This is a genomic window from Streptomyces sp. T12, assembly GCF_028736035.1.
Classification (GTDB): domain Bacteria; phylum Actinomycetota; class Actinomycetes; order Streptomycetales; family Streptomycetaceae; genus Streptomyces.
This window is the reverse complement of sequence record NZ_CP117866.1, coordinates 10,852,012-10,873,520: the sequence shown is the minus strand read 5'-3', so window position 1 is coordinate 10,873,520 and position 21,509 is coordinate 10,852,012. Positions and strand designations below refer to the sequence as shown.

Annotated in this window: 18 protein-coding genes; 6 read left to right on the top strand and 12 right to left on the bottom strand. The window is 70.2% G+C overall.

Annotated features, from left to right (window positions below; genetic code table 11):
- Positions 1–118 precede the first annotated feature (118 nt).
- Together PBV52_RS48685 and PBV52_RS48680 are read right to left on the bottom strand one after the other, a co-directional pair.
- Positions 119–2,854, bottom strand: a complete 2,736-nt coding sequence (locus tag PBV52_RS48685) for a cation-transporting P-type ATPase (protein WP_274248497.1) — start codon at positions 2,852–2,854, stop codon at positions 119–121.
- A 2-nt stretch (positions 2,855–2,856) separates the two neighbouring features.
- Positions 2,857–3,645: a universal stress protein gene (locus tag PBV52_RS48680; protein ID WP_274248495.1), complete on the bottom strand. Its 789-nt coding sequence runs from the start codon at positions 3,643–3,645 to the stop codon at positions 2,857–2,859.
- Between the two features lie 315 nt (positions 3,646–3,960).
- On the opposite strand from PBV52_RS48680, the gene PBV52_RS48675 reads away from it, so the two are divergent.
- Together PBV52_RS48675 and PBV52_RS48670 are read left to right on the top strand one after the other, a co-directional pair.
- Positions 3,961–4,398 (top strand): universal stress protein, encoded by a 438-nt coding sequence (locus PBV52_RS48675; RefSeq protein WP_274248493.1) that lies wholly within the window; start codon positions 3,961–3,963, stop codon positions 4,396–4,398.
- 32 nt (positions 4,399–4,430) lie between these two features.
- Positions 4,431–4,844 (top strand): universal stress protein, encoded by a 414-nt coding sequence (locus PBV52_RS48670; protein ID WP_274248491.1) that lies wholly within the window; start codon positions 4,431–4,433, stop codon positions 4,842–4,844.
- Positions 4,845–5,418: 574 nt separating this feature from the next.
- On the opposite strand, the gene PBV52_RS48665 is transcribed toward PBV52_RS48670, so the two are convergent.
- From PBV52_RS48665 to PBV52_RS48655, 3 genes are read right to left on the bottom strand one after another with little or no spacing between them, the layout of a single operon-like run.
- Positions 5,419–5,892, bottom strand: coding sequence for a DsrE/DsrF/DrsH-like family protein (locus tag PBV52_RS48665; RefSeq protein ID WP_274248489.1), 474 nt, complete (start codon positions 5,890–5,892; stop codon positions 5,419–5,421).
- A 33-nt stretch (positions 5,893–5,925) separates the two neighbouring features.
- Positions 5,926–6,243 (bottom strand): TusE/DsrC/DsvC family sulfur relay protein, encoded by a 318-nt coding sequence (locus PBV52_RS48660; RefSeq protein WP_274248487.1) that lies wholly within the window; start codon positions 6,241–6,243, stop codon positions 5,926–5,928.
- Positions 6,244–6,259: 16 nt separating this feature from the next.
- Entirely contained in the window at positions 6,260–7,501 is a 1,242-nt protein-coding gene (locus PBV52_RS48655; RefSeq protein ID WP_274248485.1) for an NAD(P)/FAD-dependent oxidoreductase, read from the bottom strand.
- A gap of 199 nt (positions 7,502–7,700) precedes the next feature.
- On the opposite strand from PBV52_RS48655, the gene PBV52_RS48650 reads away from it, so the two are divergent.
- Positions 7,701–8,159 (top strand): OsmC family protein, encoded by a 459-nt coding sequence (locus tag PBV52_RS48650; protein WP_274248483.1) that lies wholly within the window; start codon positions 7,701–7,703, stop codon positions 8,157–8,159.
- Between the two features lie 276 nt (positions 8,160–8,435).
- On the opposite strand, the gene PBV52_RS48645 is transcribed toward PBV52_RS48650, so the two are convergent.
- Positions 8,436–8,849 (bottom strand): Hsp20/alpha crystallin family protein, encoded by a 414-nt coding sequence (locus PBV52_RS48645; protein ID WP_274248481.1) that lies wholly within the window; start codon positions 8,847–8,849, stop codon positions 8,436–8,438.
- Between PBV52_RS48645 and PBV52_RS48640 the strand changes: the two genes are divergently transcribed.
- From PBV52_RS48640 to PBV52_RS48630, 3 genes are all read left to right on the top strand, one after another.
- Positions 8,819–9,718 (top strand): sensor histidine kinase, encoded by a 900-nt coding sequence (locus tag PBV52_RS48640; protein WP_274248480.1) that lies wholly within the window; start codon positions 8,819–8,821, stop codon positions 9,716–9,718. The genes PBV52_RS48645 and PBV52_RS48640 overlap by 31 nt on opposite strands.
- 390 nt (positions 9,719–10,108) lie before the next feature.
- Positions 10,109–11,593, top strand: coding sequence for a DASS family sodium-coupled anion symporter (locus PBV52_RS48635; RefSeq protein ID WP_274248478.1), 1,485 nt, complete (start codon positions 10,109–10,111; stop codon positions 11,591–11,593).
- Positions 11,594–11,986: 393 nt separating this feature from the next.
- Positions 11,987–12,226, top strand: a complete 240-nt coding sequence (locus tag PBV52_RS48630; RefSeq protein ID WP_274248477.1) for a hypothetical protein — start codon at positions 11,987–11,989, stop codon at positions 12,224–12,226.
- Positions 12,227–12,349: 123 nt separating this feature from the next.
- On the opposite strand, the gene narI is transcribed toward PBV52_RS48630, so the two are convergent.
- From narI to PBV52_RS48600, 6 genes are all read right to left on the bottom strand, one after another.
- The gene (gene narI / locus PBV52_RS48625) at positions 12,350–13,120 is read right to left on the bottom strand and encodes a respiratory nitrate reductase subunit gamma (protein WP_274248475.1); all 771 of its coding nucleotides are present in this window, start codon (positions 13,118–13,120) and stop codon (positions 12,350–12,352) included.
- Positions 13,117–13,764, bottom strand: a complete 648-nt coding sequence (gene narJ / locus PBV52_RS48620; RefSeq protein ID WP_274248473.1) for a nitrate reductase molybdenum cofactor assembly chaperone — start codon at positions 13,762–13,764, stop codon at positions 13,117–13,119. The genes narI and narJ overlap by 4 nt, the downstream gene beginning before the upstream one ends.
- Positions 13,761–15,434, bottom strand: a complete 1,674-nt coding sequence (narH, locus tag PBV52_RS48615) for a nitrate reductase subunit beta (protein WP_274248471.1) — start codon at positions 15,432–15,434, stop codon at positions 13,761–13,763. The genes narJ and narH overlap by 4 nt, the downstream gene beginning before the upstream one ends.
- Position 15,435: 1 nt before the next feature.
- Entirely contained in the window at positions 15,436–19,161 is a 3,726-nt protein-coding gene (locus PBV52_RS48610; protein WP_274248468.1) for a nitrate reductase subunit alpha, read from the bottom strand.
- Positions 19,162–19,428: 267 nt separating this feature from the next.
- The gene (locus tag PBV52_RS48605; RefSeq protein ID WP_274248466.1) at positions 19,429–19,902 is read right to left on the bottom strand and encodes a hemerythrin domain-containing protein; all 474 of its coding nucleotides are present in this window, start codon (positions 19,900–19,902) and stop codon (positions 19,429–19,431) included.
- 47 nt (positions 19,903–19,949) lie between these two features.
- A complete protein-coding gene (locus PBV52_RS48600; RefSeq protein WP_306801503.1) occupies positions 19,950–21,230 on the bottom strand; it encodes an MFS transporter in 1,281 nt (426 codons plus the stop codon).
- Between the last annotated feature and the right edge of the window lie 279 nt (positions 21,231–21,509).

Here is a 21,509-nt window from a genome sequence, read left to right as displayed (position 1 = left end):
GCCGGGCCGCGTGCGAACCCGGCAGCTCCCTCAGATCGGGATACCCGATCCGAATGCTGATCCGGACGCTCTTGAACAGCTGGCCTGCTCGGCACAGGGGCCGGTGACGGACTGCGCGTCAGGCAGGCGCACCGGTCCTGCGCATTGCCGACAGCGCGGCCCGCACGGCCAGTTCGGCGAGAAGGACGGTGGATGCGGTACCCACGCAGACGGCCCACTGGGCCGCGTTCAGCGGCACGGTGCCGAAGACCGTACGTGCCCAGGGCAGGTGGACGGCGATGACCTGTATGGCGAGGACGCCGGCCAGGCACAGCCACAGGGTGCGGTTGCGGAACTGGTGGCGGCCGAGCAGGGGTCCGTCGTCCGCGCGGGCGTTGAGGGAGTTGAACAACTGGAACAGGACGAACGTGGTGAACGCCATGGTCAGGGCGGTGTCCGGGCCCAGCTGCGCACGGGCGAGGGCCAGCAGGGTCACGGTGCCCGCGGCCATCACCGCACCGGCCCGGACGATCGCGAAGACCCGGCGGGCGTCCAGGATCCGCTCCGCCGGGTCACGCGGGGCGTGTCGCATCACGTCGTCGCGAGCCGGGTCGACGGCCAGCGCCATCGCGGGCGGCCCGTCCATGATGATGTTTATCCACAACAGTTGCGCCGCCGTGAGCGGCGCGGGCAGCCCGGCCAGGGAGGCGCCCAGCAGGGTCAGGATCGCACCGATGTTGGTGGCCAGTTGGAAGCGGACGAACTTGACGATGTTGTCGTAGATGGCGCGCCCTTCGCGGACGGCTCGCACGATGGTGGAGAAGTCGTCGTCGGTGAGGACCATGTCGGCGGCTTCCTTGGCCACGTCCGTGCCGGTGACGCCCATGGCCACGCCGATGTGCGCGGCCCGCAGCGCGGCGGCATCGTTGACGCCGTCTCCGGTCATCGCGACGATGTGGCCGCGGCTGGCCAGGGCCCGCACGATGGCGACCTTGTGGTCGGGTGCGACGCGAGCGAACACGCCGATGTCGTCGATGCGGGCGGCGAGTTGGTCCTCCGTCATGCTGTCCAGCTCAGCGCCGGTCACGACGTCGCCTGCGATGTCCAGCTCGCCTGCGATGGCGGCCGCGGTGTCGGCGTGGTCTCCGGTGATCATCTTGACAGCGACTCCGGCCGTGCGGCACAGCGCTATCGCGTCCCGTGCCTGCGGGCGGGGCGGGTCGGCGATGCCGGCGATCGACACCAGGGTCAGTCCGGGCAACTCGGCCGGAGTGGACGCCGGCGGCGGGCCGTCCATGACGGCGGTGGCCGCGCCCAGGACGCGCAGCCCGGCTCCGCCCAGTTCCGACGTCACGGTGAGAATCTCGCTCCGTTGCCGGTCGTCGAGCCCCCGCACACCGTCTTCGGTGCGGACGTCGGCACACAGGCCAAGCAGGACGTCCACCGCGCCCTTGACGTGAACGCGGGTGCGGCCGTCGGGTTCGGCGTGGAAGGTGGCCATGTACTTGGTAGCGGCGTCGAAGGGCAGTTCGCCGATACGAGGCAGCTCTGTGCGCAGCTGGTCGGCATCCATACCGGCCTTCGCCGCGAGGACCACCAGCGCCGCCTCCGTCGGGTCGCCGATGAAGCCGTTCTCGGTCAGGCGCGCGTCATTGCACAACGCGAAGGGAAGCACCGCTTCCAGCGGGACGCCGGGGTCTGGGGACCGGAACGTCTGGACGGTGCCTGCCGTCCCGTAGCCCTCGCCGGTGACGTCGTAGAGCCTGCCCGCGGCCCACAGGGCACGCACGGTCATCTCGTTGAGCGTGAGCGTCCCGGTCTTGTCGCTGCACACGACGGTCGCCGAGCCGAGCGACTCCACCGAGGCGAGGCGCTTGACGATGGCACCGCGCCGCGCCATGCGGTACACGCCCAGGGCCAGCGTCAGTGCCAGCACGGCGGGCAGGCCTTCGGGAATCGCGGCGACGGCGAGGGCCACCGCCCGTAGCGCGATGTCCGCCAACCCCTCGCCACGCACCAGTGCGGTGAGGGCGTAGGCGACGACGGCGACGCCGCTCAGCAGCGCGAGCCGCCGCCCAAGACTGTCCAGTTGGATCTGGAGCGGGCTGGGTGGCTCCGCGCCGGTGCGCAACGCCTCGGCGATCGCGCCGAGTTCGGTACGCATGCCGGTGGCCGTGACGATCATCTCGGCGCGGCCCCGGGTCACGGCGGTGTTCATGAACAGCATGCCGGCGCGCTCGGCGACCGGTACCTCGGCCTCTCCGGCCCGCCCGACCGCCGCCACGTCCTTGGCGACCGGCTGGGACTCGCCGGTCAGCGCGGCCTCGGCCACCTCCACCGACTCCGCGACGGTCAGCCGCCCGTCGGCCGGTACACGGTCGCCGGCTTCCAGCAGCACCACGTCCCCGGGTACGAGGCTGTCCGCCTCCACCACCTGCTCCGTACCGTCACGGCGGACCCTGGCGGTCGGCACCAGCATGCGGCGCAGCGCCTCCAGGCTGCGCTCGGCTCGTCGCTCCTGCAGATAGCCGAGGACAGCGTTGATCTGCAGGACGACGGTGATCACCACAGCGTCCTTGACGTCTCCGATCGCGCCGGCGACGACGGCGGCGATCAGCAGGATACCGATGAGCCAGTTGCGGAACTGGTCCAGGAACTTCAGCCATTCCGGCCGCCGGGCCGGTTCGGCCAGCCGGTTCGGCCCACACTCTGCGCCGCGTTCGGTAGCCCGCCGTGCGCTCAGTCCCACGCCGGGGTCGACGTCGAGGCGGGCCGCCACCTGAGCAGCGGTCAGCCGGTGGGCGTCCGACACCTTGAAGGGGCTCTCGTCCGCGGGGACGGCCCGTACCCGCTCGGTGGTCGTCTGTCCGTCCACGGTCACACCGTCCCGGCCGGGACCACGGCGACAGGGCACTGCCCGTCACGCAGAACCGCCCTGACGACCGACCCCGGCAGCATGTCCGCGACGCGGCGCCTGCCGTGTACGCCGACCACGACGAGCTGAGCGTCGGCGCTCGCGTCTACGAGAGCGCGGCGCAGCACCCGGTACCGGACCCGTCGGAAGCGCACCGTGACGTCGGGGTACTTCTTGCGCAGCCCGGTCGGCGCGAACCGGTCGTCGTCCCCATGCGCGTGGAGGACAACAAGGTCCGTACCGCGCGCAGAAGCTTCGGCGAAGGCGAATTCGACCGTTCCCCGGGTCGCCGACGATGCACCGCCGGCCAGCACCACAGGACCGGTTCGGTGCGGCCGACCGCGCACCACCAGCACCGGGCAGGTGCCGCGAGCGGTCAGCTGCCCGGCGACCGAGCCATGCCGCCGACTCGCCGGGCCCTCGCCCACCACGGTGAGTGTTGCCAAGCGCGACTCCGACTCCAGTACCGCCCCGGGCTCACCCATGAGGACCTCGCACGTGATCTCCACCTGCGGCGCGACACTGCGGGCTCGCCGCTCGGCCTCGGCCAATGCGGCGTTCGTCCCGTGATGCAGCCCTGCCCCGTTCGGATCCCAGGGCGGCACACCGGGCGGCACAGGCTCCGACGGCCATGCGAGGGCGTGCGCCAGCCTCAGCGCCACCCCACGTCGGCCGGCCTCCCACGCCGCGGCCTCCACCGCGTCGAGGCTCGACGGCGAGCCATCCACGCCCACTACGACCAGACCGCTCATCGCGGCTCTCCCCTCTCCGGGCGGTCAGGGGCGCAACCCGAGTGCCCCGCGCTGAAGCGGCGGCAGCACGACGCGGCCGGGCGCTGGACCCGGCAGCCTCGGCCGGGCCGCCCGCCCTTGCTTCCGAGGCTCTCAGCGTCTGGCGAACGCCCGCGTCCCGCACTGGGCCGTACGGGCCCCAAGGGCGCACCGTCCGGCCCTCCCCTTGGTGGCCGTACGGCGACGAGTCTGGAGGCGGGGACCATGCGCGGCAGCCCCATTCTCCTTCCGCAGCCCATTTCGTCTCACCTGTCGCGCCGACACCGGAGGTGTGCCATGACCGGACCTGTCGTCGTCGGACTCGACGGCTCCGCTGCGAGCGTTACGGCCGCGTGGTGGGCCGCGCGCGAAGCCCGGGACCGGCACCTGCCCGTCCTGCTGCTCCACTCCTGGACCACCCAGCCGCTCAACGTGCCCATCCCGCAGGAGGCCCGCAGTAAACAGCGGTACGGCGAGCAGGTGCTGCGCCGGACCGAGGCCGAACTGCTCCACCGCTACGCCGATCTGTCCCTCACCACGGAACTGATATCGGAACCCGCCGCGCAGGCTCTTCTCGACCGCAGCGAGAGCGCGTCCCTACTCGTGCTCGGCTCCCGTGGACACGGCTCGATGGCAGGTTTCCTGCTCGGCTCCATCAGCCTGCACGTCCTGGGACTGGCGCAGTGCCCGGCCGTCACCGTCCGGGCCGGCGATCCCGCCGTCGAGGCCGGCTGAGAGCATCCGGCACGGCGGACCGGGACGAGATCGTGGTCGGCCTCCGGGAGTCTGGAGCCACCGCCAACCCTCTGCTGGAGTTCGCCTTCACCACCGCCGAGTCGCAGGGAGCACGCGTACGCGCGGTGCGGGCCCTGGCTTCTGCGGCTCTGATCACCCATCCGACGTCCGCCGGGCACGCCGACGGCTCCCACGAGGCGGAGGAACGCGCACGCCTCGTCGCCGCGCTGGAGCCGTGGCGTACGAAGTTCCCCGAAGTCTCCGTCGTGGAACAGGTCACCACCGGTCCGGCCGCGCATGTGCTCATGTCCGCCGCCACGCGCAGCCGGCTCACCGTCGTGGGACGTCGTCGGCACCCGTCCCACCTCACCTGGAAACTCGGGCCCGTCGCACACGCGGCGCTTCACCACCTTCCCTGCCCCGTCGCGGTTGTCCCACACGGCTGAGAACCCAAGAGGCCCTGGTACTCCCATGGTTCGTGGCGGCCCCTCGAAACGGTCCACAGCTGGTGCGGCAGTCGGCAATGCGGCACGCTCGACGTGAGCAGAGTGGGCGGCTGCGCCGCTGCCCCAGGTGTTCGCACATGCGCGCCCGGTCGGTTGGCGGCCTTCCTCCTCTTCGCACGGTGGATCCACCGTCCACTGCGTCGACTGAACCTCACCGATCGGCGTTGCGGTAGGGGTCGACCAGCCCTGGTATCAGGCCACGTGGGACTTCAGTCATCAGTTCGTAAGGTTGAATCTGTAATTGGGCGCGGGCGTTACGGATGGCCTGCCGGCTGCCGTCCTCGGGAAGAGGGCGTTCGTGCTCCGGGGGCCGCTCGCGGGTAAAGGCGACCGTACGTGGGTCGTCGGCCGCTCCCCGTGAGCATGCCGTTCCCCCGGCGGCACGCCCCCGCGGGCCTCCACCCTCACGGAAGGGCGGGTGGAGGCCCGGTTCGCACGACTCCTTGTCGGAACGGTCGACCACCGGCGACTCGCGGCGTACCGCGTCAGGCGGCCGTCGCCCGTCACACGCCCGTCATGTGTAGATGATCTGCCCGCCGGCGGCGAGGTCGTAGAACTCGCCGACCGTGATGATGCCCTGGACCTGCTCGGTGAGGTCGTCCTTGTCGAGTTCGAAGAGGTCCACCGACGCCTTGCAGGCGTAGATGCCCGCACCGGTGTCGGAGATCATCTCGATGAACTCGGGTATGGGCGGGATGTCGAGCTTCTCCATCTTCCGTTCCATGTACCGGGTGATCAGGTCCGGTACGCCCGGCAGGCCGCCGAGCACGGTGGGCAGGTGCAGCCCCGGGTTGCCTACGGTGGCGAGCCTGATGTGCTCGTAACGCTTCTTCGTGATGGCGTCGAGGCCGAAGAAGGTGAAGAACAGGTCGGCCTCAATGCCCTCGGCGCGGGCGCCGTTGGCCATGATCAGGGCTGGGTAGATCCCTTCCAGGGACCCCTTGGAGACGATGATCGACACCTTCTCGATCGTGCCGGTGGCGGCCATGACGGATACTCCGTTCCGAATACGGCGGGCAGGTCAGATGCAGCCGCGGGGCTTGGGGATTCCGGCGATCTTCGCGGCGGTCTTCGCCGGGCCCTTGGGGAAGAGCTGGTACAGCTCCTTGACGCTCACGCCAGAGGTCCTGCCGAGCACCCGAACGGTGGGACCGGTGCCTTTGGCGGCGTACTCGGCGCGCATGAAGCGAATGACCGTCCAGTGCCGCTCGGTCAGGTCCTCGACCCCCTGCTCGCGGGCCAGTTGCCCGGCCATGGCCTCGGTCCACTGGTCGGGCTCGGTGAAGAAGCCCTCGTCGTCGACCGGGACGACGGTGTCGTCGTAGGTGGCGGTGGGCATGACGGTTCTCCTCATTTCAGACGTGGACATGGTTCTTGCCGCGCTCGGGCATCGCCGAGCCGATGCCGGGCAGTTCCCGGCCGGGCAGCAGGTTGTGCCAGTACAGCCACTCGAAGGCGAGCTTGCCGAGGTGGTTGGCGTGCGATTCCTTCAGCAGCGGCAGGCCGAGCGTGGCCGGGAAGTGACCGGGCAACGGCTCGGTCTCGTAGTTGAAGTCGATGAGCAAGGCCTTGTGGAAGCCGGTCTCGACGAAGCAGTTGGTGTGTCCGTCGTAGGAGGCGTCCAGCGGCTGCCCGGCGAGGAAGCGGCCGATGTTGTGCACCAGCACCTCGCCCTCGAAGTGGGCCACCGAGCCGGCCTTGGAGGCGGGCAGGCCGGCCGCGTCACCGATGGCGAACACGTTGGGATGGCTGAGGTGTTGGAGCGTGTGCTGGTCAACGGGGACGAAGCCCAGTTCGTCACCCAGACCCAGCGAACGGTTGACGTACTCGGCGCCGCCGTGCAACGGCACGACGACGGCCACGTCGAACGTCACCTCGCGCTCGTCGTAGGACACCAACCGGCCGCCCGTGCCGTCGACCTCTCCGAGCGTGAACTCGGTGACCAGCTCGATGCTCTTCTCCTCCAGCAGACCGCTCAGCGCCTTGGCGGCGACCGGCTTGGTGAAGGCGCCGTCCAGAGGCGTGACGTACGTCAGCTCGACCCGGTCGCGGATGCCGCACCGCTGGAAGTACCAGTCGGCGAGGAAGGCGAACTCCAGGGACGCGACAGGGCACTTGACCGGCAGGTCGGCCACGTCGACGACGATCCGGCCGCCCTCGAAGCGCTCCAGCGCGTGGTGAAGGCCGATCGCACCGGGCAGGTCGTAGAAGGTGAACACCTTCTCGCCCCAGCCGGGGCCGGTCAGCCCCTCTGTCTCCTCTGGGAGGAGCGCGGCTCCGGTCGCCACGACGAGGACGTCGTAGGTCAGCCAGCCGCCGACGGCGAAGTGCACGGTGTCCGCGTCAAGGTCCACCCGGTCGATCCGGGCCCGCCGATAGTCGATGCCGTCGTGGAGCTGGCGCGGCCGGGACCGGACCAGTCCGTGGGGCTGTGCCAGCCCGAAGGGCACGAACAGCAGCCCGGGCTGGTAGACGTGGTCGTCATCCTGGTCGACGACCGTGATCCGGCACTCGCGCTCGTCGTACATCCGCCGCAGCCGGTTGGCCGTCAGCGTGCCGGCGGTGCCGCTTCCGAGAACCACGATGTGTTTGCTCATGCCTCCACTGTCGTGCGGGAGTTGAGGTGGAGGCAGGGGCCACTGGTCCCTGGCCACTTACCCATGGGGGTATAGCGCCGGGGCTGCCCCCGCCGGGCCGAACGGCCCTCCCGCCACCCCACTCGGCCTCTCCCCGTCCCGCGCCGCCCGCGTTCCACTGGAGTCCGGCAGCTGTCGACATACGAAGGAGGGCTCCGCCATGACCCGCACAGCACCGGAGATCGTCACCACCCCGCAGCCACCGGAACCGGAAGCGGACGTGCACCGGCTCGAGGTCACCCACGTCTGCGGTGACGCGTACGCCGTCGATGTCCGCGGTCACCAACTCCTGGTCGACCAGCCTGTGGAGGCCGGTGGCAAGGACACCGCGCCCACCCCGGTCGAATTGTTCGCCGCGTCCCTGGCCACCTGCGTCGCCTTCTACGCGGGTCGTTACCTCCAGCGCCACGGCCTGCACAGCACCGGGCTCCGGGTCCGTACGGAGTTCACCATGGCCACCGACCGCCCTGCCCGCGTCGCCTCCATACGCCTCGTCCTCGTACCGCCGCCCGCGCTCTCCCCGCAACGCCACGCGGCCATGCTCGCCGTCGCCTCCCACTGCACCATCCACAACACGCTCCACGAAACACCCGAAATCGCCATCGAGCTGGAGCGGTGAGCACACAGGACGGTCCGCTACGGCAGCCCCGACGAGTCGCCTGCGCCAACCGCCTTCCGCATCCTGTACGTCCGCACCGCGCCGGCCGTAGCCGGGGCCGACAGCCGCGTCATCAGGCCGAAGGCCCCGCGACGGACTCCGGAGCCTCTCACTCCGCCTCGCACACCGGTCGCATCCCGGCGCATGGAGAACCCGCGTGAAGAACCACAGACGTGTGCGCAGCCGGCATGCCCTCCCGGCTGCGCACACGTGGTGCGGCTCGGTCGAGCCCTGCCCTCAGCCGTGCCGCACAGGAATGGTCCTGGTGCCCGCCTTCGCCTCCGGCACCGGGACCGTGATGGTCAGGACGCCGTCCTTGTACTCCGCGATCGCTTCGTCGCCCTTGGCTCCGGCCGGGAGCCGCACGGAGCGGGCGAAGACTCCGTAGCGGAATTCGGTCCGCTGCTTCTGTGTGGTCTCCTCGCTGCGCTCGGCCCGCAGGGTGAGGACGCCTTCCGTGACGGTGATCTCGACGTCCTTGGAGGGGTCGATGCCCGGGAGTTCGGCCCGCAGCACGTACTTCTCATCCGCGAGGTGCTCTTCGATACGGATGCCGTGCGCTCCCGGAACCATGTGCCCTCCGGGGAACCCCGACTCGACCCAGCCGAACAGGTCAGGCAGTGTCGGCCAGCCCGGCAGCCGCTCCACCATGCACCAGCAGCTCCCTGTCCGACGAGCCGCAGGAAGGGGGCGGCTCCGCGGCACAGATCCCGCTGGGCGCCGGGTTCCTGCTCCCGCTGGGCGGGCACGAGCACGCGCGGGGAGTCGTGCAGGTCGCCAACCTGCCTGGCGGGGAGGAGTTCTCCGACGCCACCATGGTCATGATCAGCGGTTTCGCCGACCAGGCGGCACTCGCCTTGGAGATCGCCGAGCACCGGCGCGAGGCCGATCAGCTCATGGTCCTGACCGCCCGTGACCGCATCGCCCGCGACCTGCACGATCTGGCCATCCAGCGGCTGTTCGCCTCCGGCCTGACGCTGAACTCGGTGGTTGGCCGGGTGGCCGACCGGCCCGAGGTGGCCGAGCGCGTCCAGCGGGTGGTCGACGATCTCGACGACACCATCAAGACGGTCCGGACCACGATCTATGCGCTGCGTGAGCGCGACCGCTCGGACGGGCGCGGCGGCCTGCGCGCGAAGCTGCTGGCCGAGACCGACCAGGCCACCGACACGCTCGGTTTTTCTCCCGCGCTGCGGATGACCGGCCTGCTGGACACCGACGTACCCGACGGCCACGCCGAGCACCTGCTGGCGGTGCTCCGCGAGACGCTGTCGAACACCGCCCGCCACGCACACGCCACCGCGGTGGAGGTCACCGCCGAGACGGACGGCACCCGGCTGGGACTGCGCGTTGCCGACAACGGGCGAGGCATCGACCCCGCCGTCACCCGCCGCAGTGGCCTGGACAACCTCCGCCAGCGCGCCACCGACTTGGGCGGCAGCCTGACTCTCACGCCGAACCAGCCCACCGGCACCATCGTGGAATGGACGGTCCCTCTGCCCGTCCAGGCGCAAGCCTGACCTCGCCGCCCGGCGGTGCTCTCCGTGAGGGGAGACGGATCCGGAGGATCGGTCTGCCCTGGGATGACCCACAGCCGCTCGGTTCTCATCGTGGCGCCAGCTTCGCGATGGACCGTTGCCCATCTCACGCCGTCGGACGGGAGTACGACGTAGGACACCCGCTGTCCGTCCCGCGCGGTGGGTCCCGGTGATCGGACCGTTTGTCTGGCTGGCGAGGCCGTTGCTGCCGCAGGCGCCGCCCGTCCTCAGTGGTGCCATTCGGCCCCACAACGAGGGCCGGTCGCCACACGCCAGGTGTCCTCCCCCTCCGTCACCGTAGAGGCGAATGCTCGATCCTGCTCCGGCTGAGCATTCCAAGGCGAGCCGGGCTCTACGCATGGGATGGCACCGATGACACCCTTCCGGGACACCGAAGGATCACTCGCCGGGTCGGCACCGGACCGTACCCCGGCCAGGCCCAGGAGCACCGCGGTATGGAGGGCAGCGAAGTGGATCGCCCCGGTCGCCGTGGGCCTGATCGTCTATCTGCTGCCGCAGCCCGACGGGATCAAGCAGGGCGGCTGGGCGGTCCTGGCCATCTTCACCGCGACCGTGCTCGGCCTGATCCTCCAACCTCTGCCGCTGGGCGCGGTCGCCCTGGTCGGCCTCACCGTCACCGTGATCACGGGAACGCTGGAGCCGGACGTCGCCCTGGGCGGCTTCTCCGAGCCGACGATCTGGCTGATCGTGGCCGCGTTCTTCATCTCACTCGGCTTCACCAAGACCGGACTCGGCCGCCGGATCGCGCTGCTGTTCGTCAGAGAACTGGGCCGCAGCAGCCTCGGTCTGGCCTACGGGATCACCCTGACCGACCTGGTGCTCGCCCCGGCCACGCCCAGCAACACCGCCCGCTCCGGTGGTGTCATCCACCCGGTCATCCGCTCGCTGAGCACCAACGCCGGCTCACACCCTGGCGATGAGAGCCGCCGCAAGCTGGGCGCGTACCTCAGCGTGACCGCGATGCAGGTCAACACGGTCACCAGCGCCATGTTCCTGACCTCCATGGCCGCCAACCCGCTGGTGCAGAAGCTCGCCGCCGACCACGGCGTGCAACTGACGTGGACCTCCTGGGCACTGGCGGCAATCGTGCCCGGCCTGGTCGCCCTGCTGGTGCTCCCCGCGCTGCTGTACCGGATCTTCCCGCCGTCGCTGCGAGAGACCCCCGAGGCGCCGGGACAGGCCCGCGCCCAGCTCACCGAGCTCGGGTCGATGTCCCGCAACGAGTGGACGATGGCGGCGGTCTTCGTGCTGCTGCTCCTGCTCTGGTCGGTCGGCGGCCAGGTCTGGGACCTGTCAGCCACCGTCTCGGCCTTCACCGGCGTGACCCTGCTGCTCGTGAGCGGGGTGTTGACCTGGGGCGACCTGGTCGCGGAGAAGTCGGCCTGGACCACGCTGGTGTGGTTCTCGGTACTGGTGATGATGGCCGGCCAGCTGCAAGACCTCGGTGTGATCGGCTGGTTCAGCGATTCGATCACCGATGCCGTCTCCGGCGTGGGCTGGCAGGCCGCATTCGTCGCCCTGACCCTCATCTACCTGTTCTCCCACTACCTGTTCGCCTCCAACACCGCTCATGTCGCGGCCATGTACGCCGCCTTCCTCGCGGCCGCGACTGCCACCGGAGCTCCGCCGGTGATGGCCGCGCTGGTGCTGGGATTCATCAGCTCCCTGTACGGCGGCCTGACCCACTACGCCTCCGGCCCGGCCCCCGTCCTCTTCGGCGGCGGGTACGTCACCCTCGGCGAGTGGTGGCGTACCGGCCTTGCCGCTGCCGCGGCCAACATCGCCATCTGGATGGGTGTCGGCGCCGTGTGGCTGAAGATCCTCGGGCACTGGTGAGCCGTACGGAGGGGGAGCCTGCTCCGCGGTCCTTCTGATCGCCGCGAGCAGGCTCCTGCGCGTTGTCCGCTGCCGAGCAGCACCGTTGCCATAGGACCCGGCCGGTTCAGCGGCGCGTCAACCGTCTTCGCGGAATGGGGTGTTACGCGTGTGCGGGACTCGGGGAGGCTTCGCACGCACGAGCCGCGCCCGATCCGTAAAGACCGGAACGCGGTGGTAGCAAGAGGGAAGGGCGGGGTCCGTTCATGGCTGCGTGCCTCACCGTCCGCAGATCAGAGGCACAGCAGGAGCACCGTTGGACATCGTGATCATGCGGATGCGCGTCTTGGCCGAGACGGCGTCATGTGTGTGGATCGCGGTCAGCGGCGCCCTCGTGCTACCACCCAGCGCCGCATGCACGAGCAGCTCCGAGCCCTCGCCGGCTTCAGACACAACGCATTCTTTCTCGACCTGCGAGAGCTGCGCTGCGTCGAGGGGATCGCTGTCGAGGACGTGCTCGAGGTGTTCTTCCTCGGCCCAGCAGTGGTGCTCCACCTGATCGGCGCTCCGGCCGAGATCCGCGTGGGGCTCACGGGGAATCCGTACGTCACACTGCACCCCAGCTTGGCGTCCGCGTGGGAACAATGGGTCTGAAAGCCGGCGCCGCCGGACGAGCCGACCGCGTACGCGTTAGGAGTGCAGGGCCCGGCTCCTTGCAGACGTCTGATCCGTCAGTCGAAGGCCATCCGGTGGGCCGAGGGTCCATCCACGAGGCGCTCATGCCCCAGTGCGTTCCCAGCCCCGGCGCGGAGCCCTGGCGCCGAGTTGGGTGTCGCGGCCGCGGTAGACGATGTAGGGCCGGGTCAGATAACCCACTGGTGCGGTGAGCATGTGCACGAGCCGGGTGAAGGGCCAGAACGCGAACAGCAGCAGGGCGCTCAGCGCGTGCAGCTGGAACAGCACCGGCGCTTCGCTCATCAGGTCCGGGGCGGGCTGGAGGTAGAAGATGGAGCGGAACCAGGGGGAGATCGTCTCGCGGTAGTTGTACCCGCCGCCCACGAGGTTCGCGGCCACGGTGGCGGCCAGGCCCAGGGCGATGGTCAGGGACAGGGAGACGTACATCGCCTTGTCGTTGCGGGTGGTGGCCGAGAACACGGGCCCGACCGTGCGGCGCCGGTAGATCAGGATGGCCAGCCCGCCTACGGTGGCGACGCCCGCGATCGTGCCGAGGACGACGGCGGAGACGTGGTACGCGTCCTCGCTGATGCCGACCGCTTCAGTCCAGCTCTCGGGGATGACCAGGCCACCGATGTGGCCGAGGAGCACGATGAGGATGCCGAAGTGGAACAGCGGGCTGCCGATGCGCAGCAGGCGGTGTTCGTACAGCTGGGAGGAGCGGGTGGTCCAGCCGAACTTGTCGTAGCGGTAGCGCCACATGTGGCCGAGGACGAACACCGCGAGCGCCACGTACGGCAGGACGACCCACAGCAGGATGCCGCCGGTGCCGGCCTCGACCGCCAGGGTGACGGGCTGCGCGGGTGCGGTCATCGGGGACCTCCTACGACGGGATCGGGCAGGAACACGGGGGATGCGTACGGGTCGAGGCCGACCTGTTCCTCGGGCGGCCCCTCGGCGGCGAGGCGCATGACGGCTTCGCGTTCGTCGCCGCCCAGGGCCGGCAGGGTGGCGGACACGGAGTCCAGGACGTTCGCCCAGGGCGAGGCGGCGTCGCGCAGGGCGAGTCGCAACAGTTCCAGGCCGGCACGGTGATCGTTGAGCAGCCGGTATCCGAGGGCGGGCTCGGTGGCGGCGAATTCGAGGACGACGGCCAGGTGGTCGGGCAGTTCCTCGTCGGTGACCCGCCATCCGGCTCTGGCGTAGGTCTGCTTCAGACGCAGCAGGGCGAGGCCGCGCTTTCTGGTGTCGCCGTGCGCGTAGTAGGTCAGGAAGAGGCAGCAGCGTTTGCGGTGGTCGAAGGTGGCGACGTAGTCGGCGGCCAGCTCCGGCAGCGGGGTGCGGTCGACGTGCTCGGCGAAGCGCACGAGAGGGCTGCCGACCGTCTTCGGCTGGGTGGCGGCGACCTTGAGGGCCAGGGCGAGGCGCTGTTCGAGCTGGTCGTCGGGGTAGGCCAGCAGCAGCGACTGGGCCTGCCAGGCCAGCGCGTTGTGGGCATCAGTGGCGCGGGGCCTCATGACACGGAGCCGTTCTCGTCGTCCGAAGCAGGCGGGAAGAGACCGGGCGGGGAGCCCTTGCCGTCCCAGTTGAGGAGATTGACGCGGGTGGCCTTGTCGGTGGGGGCGGCGGAGGTCTCGGAGGTCTGGCGTTCGCGCAGGGCCTGGAAGTTCTCCACCGCGATGGGCGCCGCGCCGCCAGAGGACTCGCCGAAGGGGCCGGAGCCACCCATGCCGGGGCCACCCTCGTAGTCGAGGCTGCACTCGGTCGCCAGCTCTTCGAGTTTGTGGGCCTGTTCGGCGTGGGCGGGCGGAATGACGTACCGCTCGTCGTACTTGGCCAGGGCCAGCAGCCGGTACATGTCGTAGATCTGCTCGCCGGTCATGCCGACGGACTTGGGGATGGTGTCGTTGGGTTCGCGGCCGAGGTTGATGTCGCGCATGTACGCGCGCATCGCGGCCAGCCGGTGCAGGACCGCGTCCACAGGTGCCGGGTCGCCGGCGGTGAACAGCTGGGCGAGGTAGTCGACGGGGATACGCAGGGCGTCGACCGCGGCGAAGAGGTTGCGGTGGTCCTCGGCGTCCTGGCCGGTGTCGCGGACGGCGTCGACGACCGGGGACAGCGGCGGGATGTACCAGACCATGGGCATCGTCCGGTACTCCGGGTGCAGCGGCAGGGCCACCTTGTAGGTGTTGATCAGGGAATGGATCGGGGAGCGTTGGGCGGCCTCGATCCAGTCCCGGGGGATGCCCGCCTTCTCGGCTGCGACGACCACGTCCGGGTCGTGCGGGTCGAGGAAGACCTTCCGCTGGGCCTCGTACAGGCCGGTCTCGTCCGGAGTGGAGGCGGCCTCGAGGACGCGGTCGGCGTCGTAGAGGACCAGGCCGATGTAGCGCAGCCGGCCGACGCAGGTCTCGGAGCAGACGGTGGGCAGGCCCACCTCTACGCGGGGGAAGCAGAAGGTGCACTTCTCGGCCTTGCCGGTGCGGTGGTTGAAGTAGACCTTCTTGTACGGGCAGCCGCTCACGCACATCCGCCAACCGCGACAACGGTCCTGGTCGACCAGCACGATGCCGTCCTCCTCCCGCTTGTAGATGGCGCCGGAGGGGCAGGAGGCCGCGCAGGACGGGTTGAGGCAGTGCTCGCAGATGCGCGGCAGATAGAACATGAATGTCTGCTCGAACTCGAACTTGATCTTCTCGGCGACCTCGTTCAGCAGGACGTCCTTCTCGCTGGTCGCAGCCGAGCCGCCGAGGTCGTCGTCCCAGTTCGCGGACCAGGAGATCTTCATGTCCTTGCCGGAGATCAGGGACTTGGGGCGGGCGACCGGGGTGTGCTCCTGGAGCGGGGCGTTGGTCAGGGTCTCGTAGTCGTAGGTCCAGGGCTCGTAGTAGTCGTCGAGGGTCGGCAGCACCGGGTTGGAGAAGATCTGGATGAGCTTCTTGAACCGGCCGCCGGCCTTCAGCGCCAGGCGCCCCCGCTTGTTGAGTTCCCAGCCGCCCTTCCAGGTGTCCTGGTCCTCGTAGCGGCGGGGGTAGCCCTGGCCAGGGCGGGTCTCGACGTTGTTGAACCAGACGTACTCGACGCCGGTGCGGTTGGTCCACGCCTGTTTGCAAGTGACCGAGCAGGTGTGGCAGCCGATGCACTTGTCGAGGTTCATCACCATCGCCATCTGGGCCATCAGGCGCATGTCAGTACTCCACGTCCTGGTTCGCGCGGCGGCGGACGACGGTGACCTCGTCGCGCTGGTTGCCGGTCGGGCCGAGGTAGTTGAAGGCGTAGGAGAGCTGGGCGTAGCCGCCGATCAGATGGCTGGGTTTGATCAGCAGGCGGGTCAGGGAGTTGTGGATGCCGCCGCGCCGGCCGGTTGTCTCGGTGCGGGGCACGTCGATGAGCCGGTCCTGGGCGTGGTGCATGTAGACGGTGCCTTCCGGCATGCGGTGCGAGACGACCGCTCGGGCGGCGACCACGCCGTTGCGGTTGACGGCCTCGATCCAGTCGTTGTCGTGTACGCCGATCTTCGCCGCGTCCTGCGTGCTCATCCAGATCGCCGGGCCGCCCCGGGAGAGGGAGAGCATGAACAGGTTGTCCTGGTACTCGGAGTGGATCGACCACTTGTTGTGCGGGGTCAGGTAGCGCACGGTCACGCCCAGTTCCCCGACGTCTCCGAGGCGCGGCTCGCCGAACAGGGCGTCCATGTTCAACGGTGGCCGGTAGACGGGGAGTTGTTCGCCGAGGGCGGTGATCCAGTCGTGGTCGAGGTAGAAGTGCTGGCGGCCGGTGAGGGTGTGCCAGGGCTTGAGGCGTTCGACGTTGACGGTGAACGGGGAGTACCGGCGACCGCCGGTCTCCGAGCCGGACCATTCCGGGGAGGTGATGACCGGGACGGGGGCGGCCTGGGTGTCGGCGAAGGTGATCTGCTTGCCCTCGTGCTCGGCGGCCAGGTCCGCGAGTTGTGTACCGGTGCGGGCTTCGAGGGTGTGGAAGCCCTGGGTGGCCAGGTGGCCGTTGGTGGTGCCGGACAGTGCGAGGATCGCCTCGCAGGCGTGTACGTCGCGGGCGATCGAGGGCCGTCCGTCGGCCGCTCCTCCGCGCACGGTGCCGTTCTTGTGGCGCAGGTACTCCAGCTCTCGGTCGACCTTGAAGGTGACGCCCTTGGTGGTGGCGCCCAGGGTGTCCAGCAACGGGCCGAGGGCGGCCATCTTCTCGGCCACGGCCGCGTAGTCCCGCTCGACGGTGATGAGTTTGGGCATGGTGCGGCCCGGCACCGGCTCACACTCCCCGGCCTTCCAGTCGCGGACCCGTCCGTGCGGGTTGGCCAGTTCGTCCGGGGTGTCGTGCAACAGCGGGGCGGCGATCACGTCCGTGCGGACACTGAGATGATCGGCGGCCTGACGGCTGAGCTCCTTGGCGAGCGTGTGGAAGGCGTCCCAGTCGGTGCGGGTCTGCCAGGGCGGGGCGATCGCCGGGTTGAAGGCGTGCACGAAGGGGTGCATGTCCGTGCTGGACAGGTCGTGCTTCTCGTACCAGGTGGCGGCGGGCAGTACGACGTCAGAGAAGACCGTGGTGCTGGTCATCCGGAAGTCCAGGGCCAGCAGCAGGTCGAGCTTGCCGACCGGGGCCTCCTCCCGCCAGACCACATCGCGCGGGCGGGCGTCCGACGGTGCCTCGGTGGCACGCACCGAGGCGTCGGTGCCGAGCAGGTGCTTGAGGAAGTACTCGTTGCCCTTGGCCGAGGATCCCATCAGGTTGGCCCGCCACACGGTCAGCACCCGCGGGAAGTTCTCTGGGGCGTCCGGGTCCTCGCCCGCGAACTTCAGCCGCCCGGACTTGAGTTCGTCCACGATGTGCTCGGCGGGCGGGCGGCCCGCGGCCTGTGCCTCGTCGGCGAGGTCCAGCGGGTTGCGGTCGAAGGTGGGATACGACGGCATCCAGCCCATCCGCGCGGACTGAGCGATGACGTCGGCGGTGGTCTTCCCCGCGAACGGGCCGCCCGCGCCGGCCGCCGCGAGGGTGTCGGCCGAGAACGGGTCGTAGCGGAACTGATCGCTGTGGAGGTACCAGTACGCGGTCTGGATCATCAGCCGGGCCGGCCGGTTCCAATCGGCGGCGGTCGCGATCGCCGAGTGGCCGGTGATCGGGCGGACCTTCTCCTGCCCGACGTAGTGCGCCCAGCCGCCGCCGTTGACGCCCTGGCAGCCAGTCAACGTGGTCAGCGTCAGGAAGGAACGGTAGATGGTGTCGGAGTGGAACCAGTGGTTGGTACCCGCCCCCATGATGATCATCGAACGGCCGCCGGACTCCTCGGCGTTGGCCGCGAACTCGCGGGCGATACGCGCCGCCTTCCCGGCGTCCACGCCGGTGATCGCCGCCTGCCAGGCCGGGGTGTACGGCTCCTCCGCGTCCTCGTACGAGGACGGCCACTCGCCCGGCAGGCCGTCGCGGGCCACCCCGTACTGGGCCAGCAACAGGTCGTACACCGTGGTCACCAGCCGCCCAGCCACCCGGTGCACCGGCACCCCGCGCCGCAGCCGCCCCGCACTGCCGTCCAGGGCATCGAAGCGGGGCAGGTCGACGGCGACCGGCGCCTCGGCACCGCCCTCAGCGGACAGCAGGGGCTGGGCGTCGCCGAGGTCCAGGTTCCACCTCCCGGCGCCAGCCTCGCCGTAGCGGTCACCGAGCGTGCCGTTGGGCACCACCGGCCGGCCGGTGGCCGCGTCCAGCAGAACCGTCCGGAACTCCGCATGCTCGGCCGCCGCGTGCTCGCCGCCGAGGTCGGCAGCGGTCAGGAACTTGCCAGGCCGGTAGGTGCCCGGCTCGCCCTCGGCCTCGTCAAGGGCGACCAGGAAGGGCAGATCCGTGTACTTCTTGACGTAGTCGGTGAAGTACGGCGTGGCCCGGTCGACGAAGAACTCCTTGAGGATCACGTGGCCCATGGCCATCGCCAACGCCCCGTCGGTGCCGGGCTGGGCCGCGAGCCACTCATCAGCGAACTTCACGTTGTCCGCGTAGTCCGGGGAGACCGCCACCACCTTCTGGCCCCGATAGCGCGCCTCGGCCATCCAGTGCGCGTCCGGCGTACGGGTCACCGGCAGGTTGGAACCCCACATGATCAGGTAACCGGCGTCCCACCAGTCCCCCGACTCCGGCACGTCGGTCTGGTCGCCGAACACCTGCGGCGAGGCCACCGGCAGGTCGGCGTACCAGTCGTAGAACGACAGCATCGCCCCGCCGAGCAGCGAGTAGAAGCGGGCGCCGGCCGCGTGCGAGACCATCGACATCGCCGGGATCGGCGAGAAGCCGGCCAGCCGGTCCGGCCCGTACTCCTTGATCGTGTGCACGTGCGCGGCGGCGACCATCTCCACTGCCTCGTCCCAGCTCGCCCGCACCAGGCCGCCTTTGCCGCGCACCGCCTTGTAGCGGCGGGCGCGCTCCGGGTCGGAGACGATGTCCGCCCAGGCCGCCACCGGATCACCGCCCAGCCGGTCCTTGGCCTCGCGGTACATCTGCAGCAGCACGCCGCGCACGTACGGGTAGCGCACCCGCGTCGGCGAGTACGTGTACCAGGAGAAGGCCGCGCCGCGCGGGCAGCCGCGCGGCTCGTACTCGGGACGGTCCGGGCCCACCGAGGGATAGTCGGTCTGCTGCGCCTCCCACGTGATGATGCCGTCCTTGACGAACACCTTCCACGAGCACGAGCCGGTGCAGTTCACTCCGTGCGTGGAGCGCACCACCTTGTCGTGCGACCAGCGGTCCCGGTAGAACTCGTCCGCCTGCCGGCCGCCCTTTCGGTGCAACGTGCGCAGGTCGTCGGAGACCTCCGCCCGGGTGAAGAAGCGGCGGCTGCGCACCAGCGCCTCCGCCAACTCGCCGTCCAAGCCCGCCCGCGTCTGTTCCCGGCTGGTCTCCGTGCTCACCGTGCCACTCCGCCCCGGGCACCACGGGCACCCGTTCGAATTGTGATCGGTTCCGCCAGCACACGACTCTACGACCGCCGTCCCCGGGAGGGTCAACAGCCACACCACGAACAACGCGCGGTTTGGTCGAGATCGCCTGCGTGCCGGGGTATCCCGGCACCGCCTGGCCATGCCCTCGCCTGCAAAGCCCCGTACCCCCGCTCGGGGTGAGCGGGGGTACGGGGCTTTGCAGGAGTGCTGCCCCGTCGACGTTGGCGGGCGGACTTTTCAGGGGGTCGGCCGGGACAGAGCGCCGCCCGCCTTCAGGCGCTCGGCCTCGACCGCTTCCCACTCCTCGGTGCTGAGGTTCGCGAGGGCGGCCGGGAAGACGCCGTCCTGTTCCTTGAGGATGTGGTCGCGCAGCATGGCCATCCCCTCCATCAGCCGGTCCGGCCAACTCGGGTCGGTCAGGTACGGCCCGTCCGCCTCGGCCAGCACCGCCTCGATGCGGCGATGCTCGTCCTCCAGCGCCGCGATCTGCTCGGGGAACTCGGCGGCCAGGGCCGGGAACAGGCCGTGCTCCTCCACCTGAGTGTGCGGGCCCAGCACGGCCGCGATCTCGCGGGCGAGCTCCGCCATCCGGGCGATAGCGCCGTCACGCCGGGCGTCCCGTAGGAGGCTGATGAGGTTGACGACCCTCTCGTGTTCCTGGGTCAGTTCGTCGATGGTCTCCAGGGCCTGGCAGCCGCAGTACTCGCACACCGGTCTACTCCCTTGTTCCTCGGCCCGTCGTTCTCGTCCGCTCGCCCTTACGCGGTGGTGTCGGCGGTGCGGTGCTTGCGCTGGCGGGTGCTCTGCTTGCGCCGGCCGCCTTCGGCCGCGGCGCGCACACCGGTGAGGGTGAAGGCCAGCGCCGCGGCGGCCACGAACGCGAGCAGGGCGAGGCCGGCCGCGTACGTTCCGTACTCGCCATACAGCGAGCCCATCACCAGCGGCGGCAGGAAGCCGCCCAGGCCGCCCGCGGCGCCGACCACACCGGTGACCGAGCCGACCTGGTTGGCCGGGGTCCGCAGAGCCACCAGGGCGAAGGTCGCCCCGCTGCCCGCGCCGAGTGCGGCGGCCATGGCCAGGAAGGCGATCGTGCCCAGCGGCGCCAGGCCCGGGGTGAACGACTGCATGACCGCCCCGGCCACGACCACCGCCAGCGAGCCGGCCAGCACCCGGACCGGGCCCAGCCGGTCGGACAGCCAGCCGCCCATCGGGCGCATCGCCACGGCGAGGAGTACGAATCCGGCCATGCGGTTCGCGGCGTCGGCCTGGGCCAGGCCGTAGCCGGTCTTGAGGTAGGTCGGCAGGTAGACGGAGAAGGCCACGTAGCCGCCGAACGCGACCGCGTACAGCGCGGACGCTTGCCAGGTGATGGGCAGCCGGGCGGTGGCGGCCAGGCGGCGGGCCAGCGGCTCGGTCGGTACGGTGCGGCCGGGTGCGTCGCGCAGCAGCAGCGCGGCGGCCACGGCGTACACGGCCAGGACCGCGGCGGTGATCAGGAACGGGGTGGACATGCTGTTGGCGTCGACCAGCTTCACCGTGGTGAGGGCGCTGATGGCGGTGCCGCCCATGCCGGCCCCGAAGACACCGATGGCGAGCCCGCGCCGCTCGGGCGGGAACCAGGCGTTGACGAACGGCACGCCGACGGCGAACGCGGTGCCCCCGATGCCGAGGAAGAACCCGCCGGCCAGCAGGGCGGCGAGGGAGGAGTGGCCGGCCAGGCCGAGGTAGAGCACGGGCACTATGGTGGCCGCCGACACGATCGGGAACATGATCCGGCCGCCGAACCTGTCGGTCAGCGCGCCTACCGGGATGCGGCCCAGGGAACCGACCACGACCGGCACCGCGACCAGCAGTGACTGCTCGAACGACGACAGGTCGAGCCCGTCCTTGAACCGCGGGCCGAGCGGGCTGAGCAGCGCCCACGCCCAGAAGTTCACGGCAAAACCAACGGTGGCCAGGGCCAGCATCAGCCACGCCCGGCCGGACACCGGCGCACCTGACGGTGAGCTGCCGCTCTTCGACTTCAACGGCTGGACCATGTTGTCCGTCCCTTTCCTCATGGTGGTACTGCGCCACCGGGATCGCACGCGCACCGCAGGCCCCTTGCCTGCAGAACGGCGTCACGTCACCACTGTCCGCATCAGGACTCACCGGAGGCATGGGCCATCAGTCCCTACCGGTGGACAGACGGTCCCCTGAGTCCGGGCCCGGCCGTCCCTCCAAACAGCCCCCTGAACCGCCTTGCCCGCGTGGCTCCCGCGGAACAACGGCTGCGATCGGTCGTCCCTCGCGCGGAGAGGGGGTAGGGCCGGTCGGCC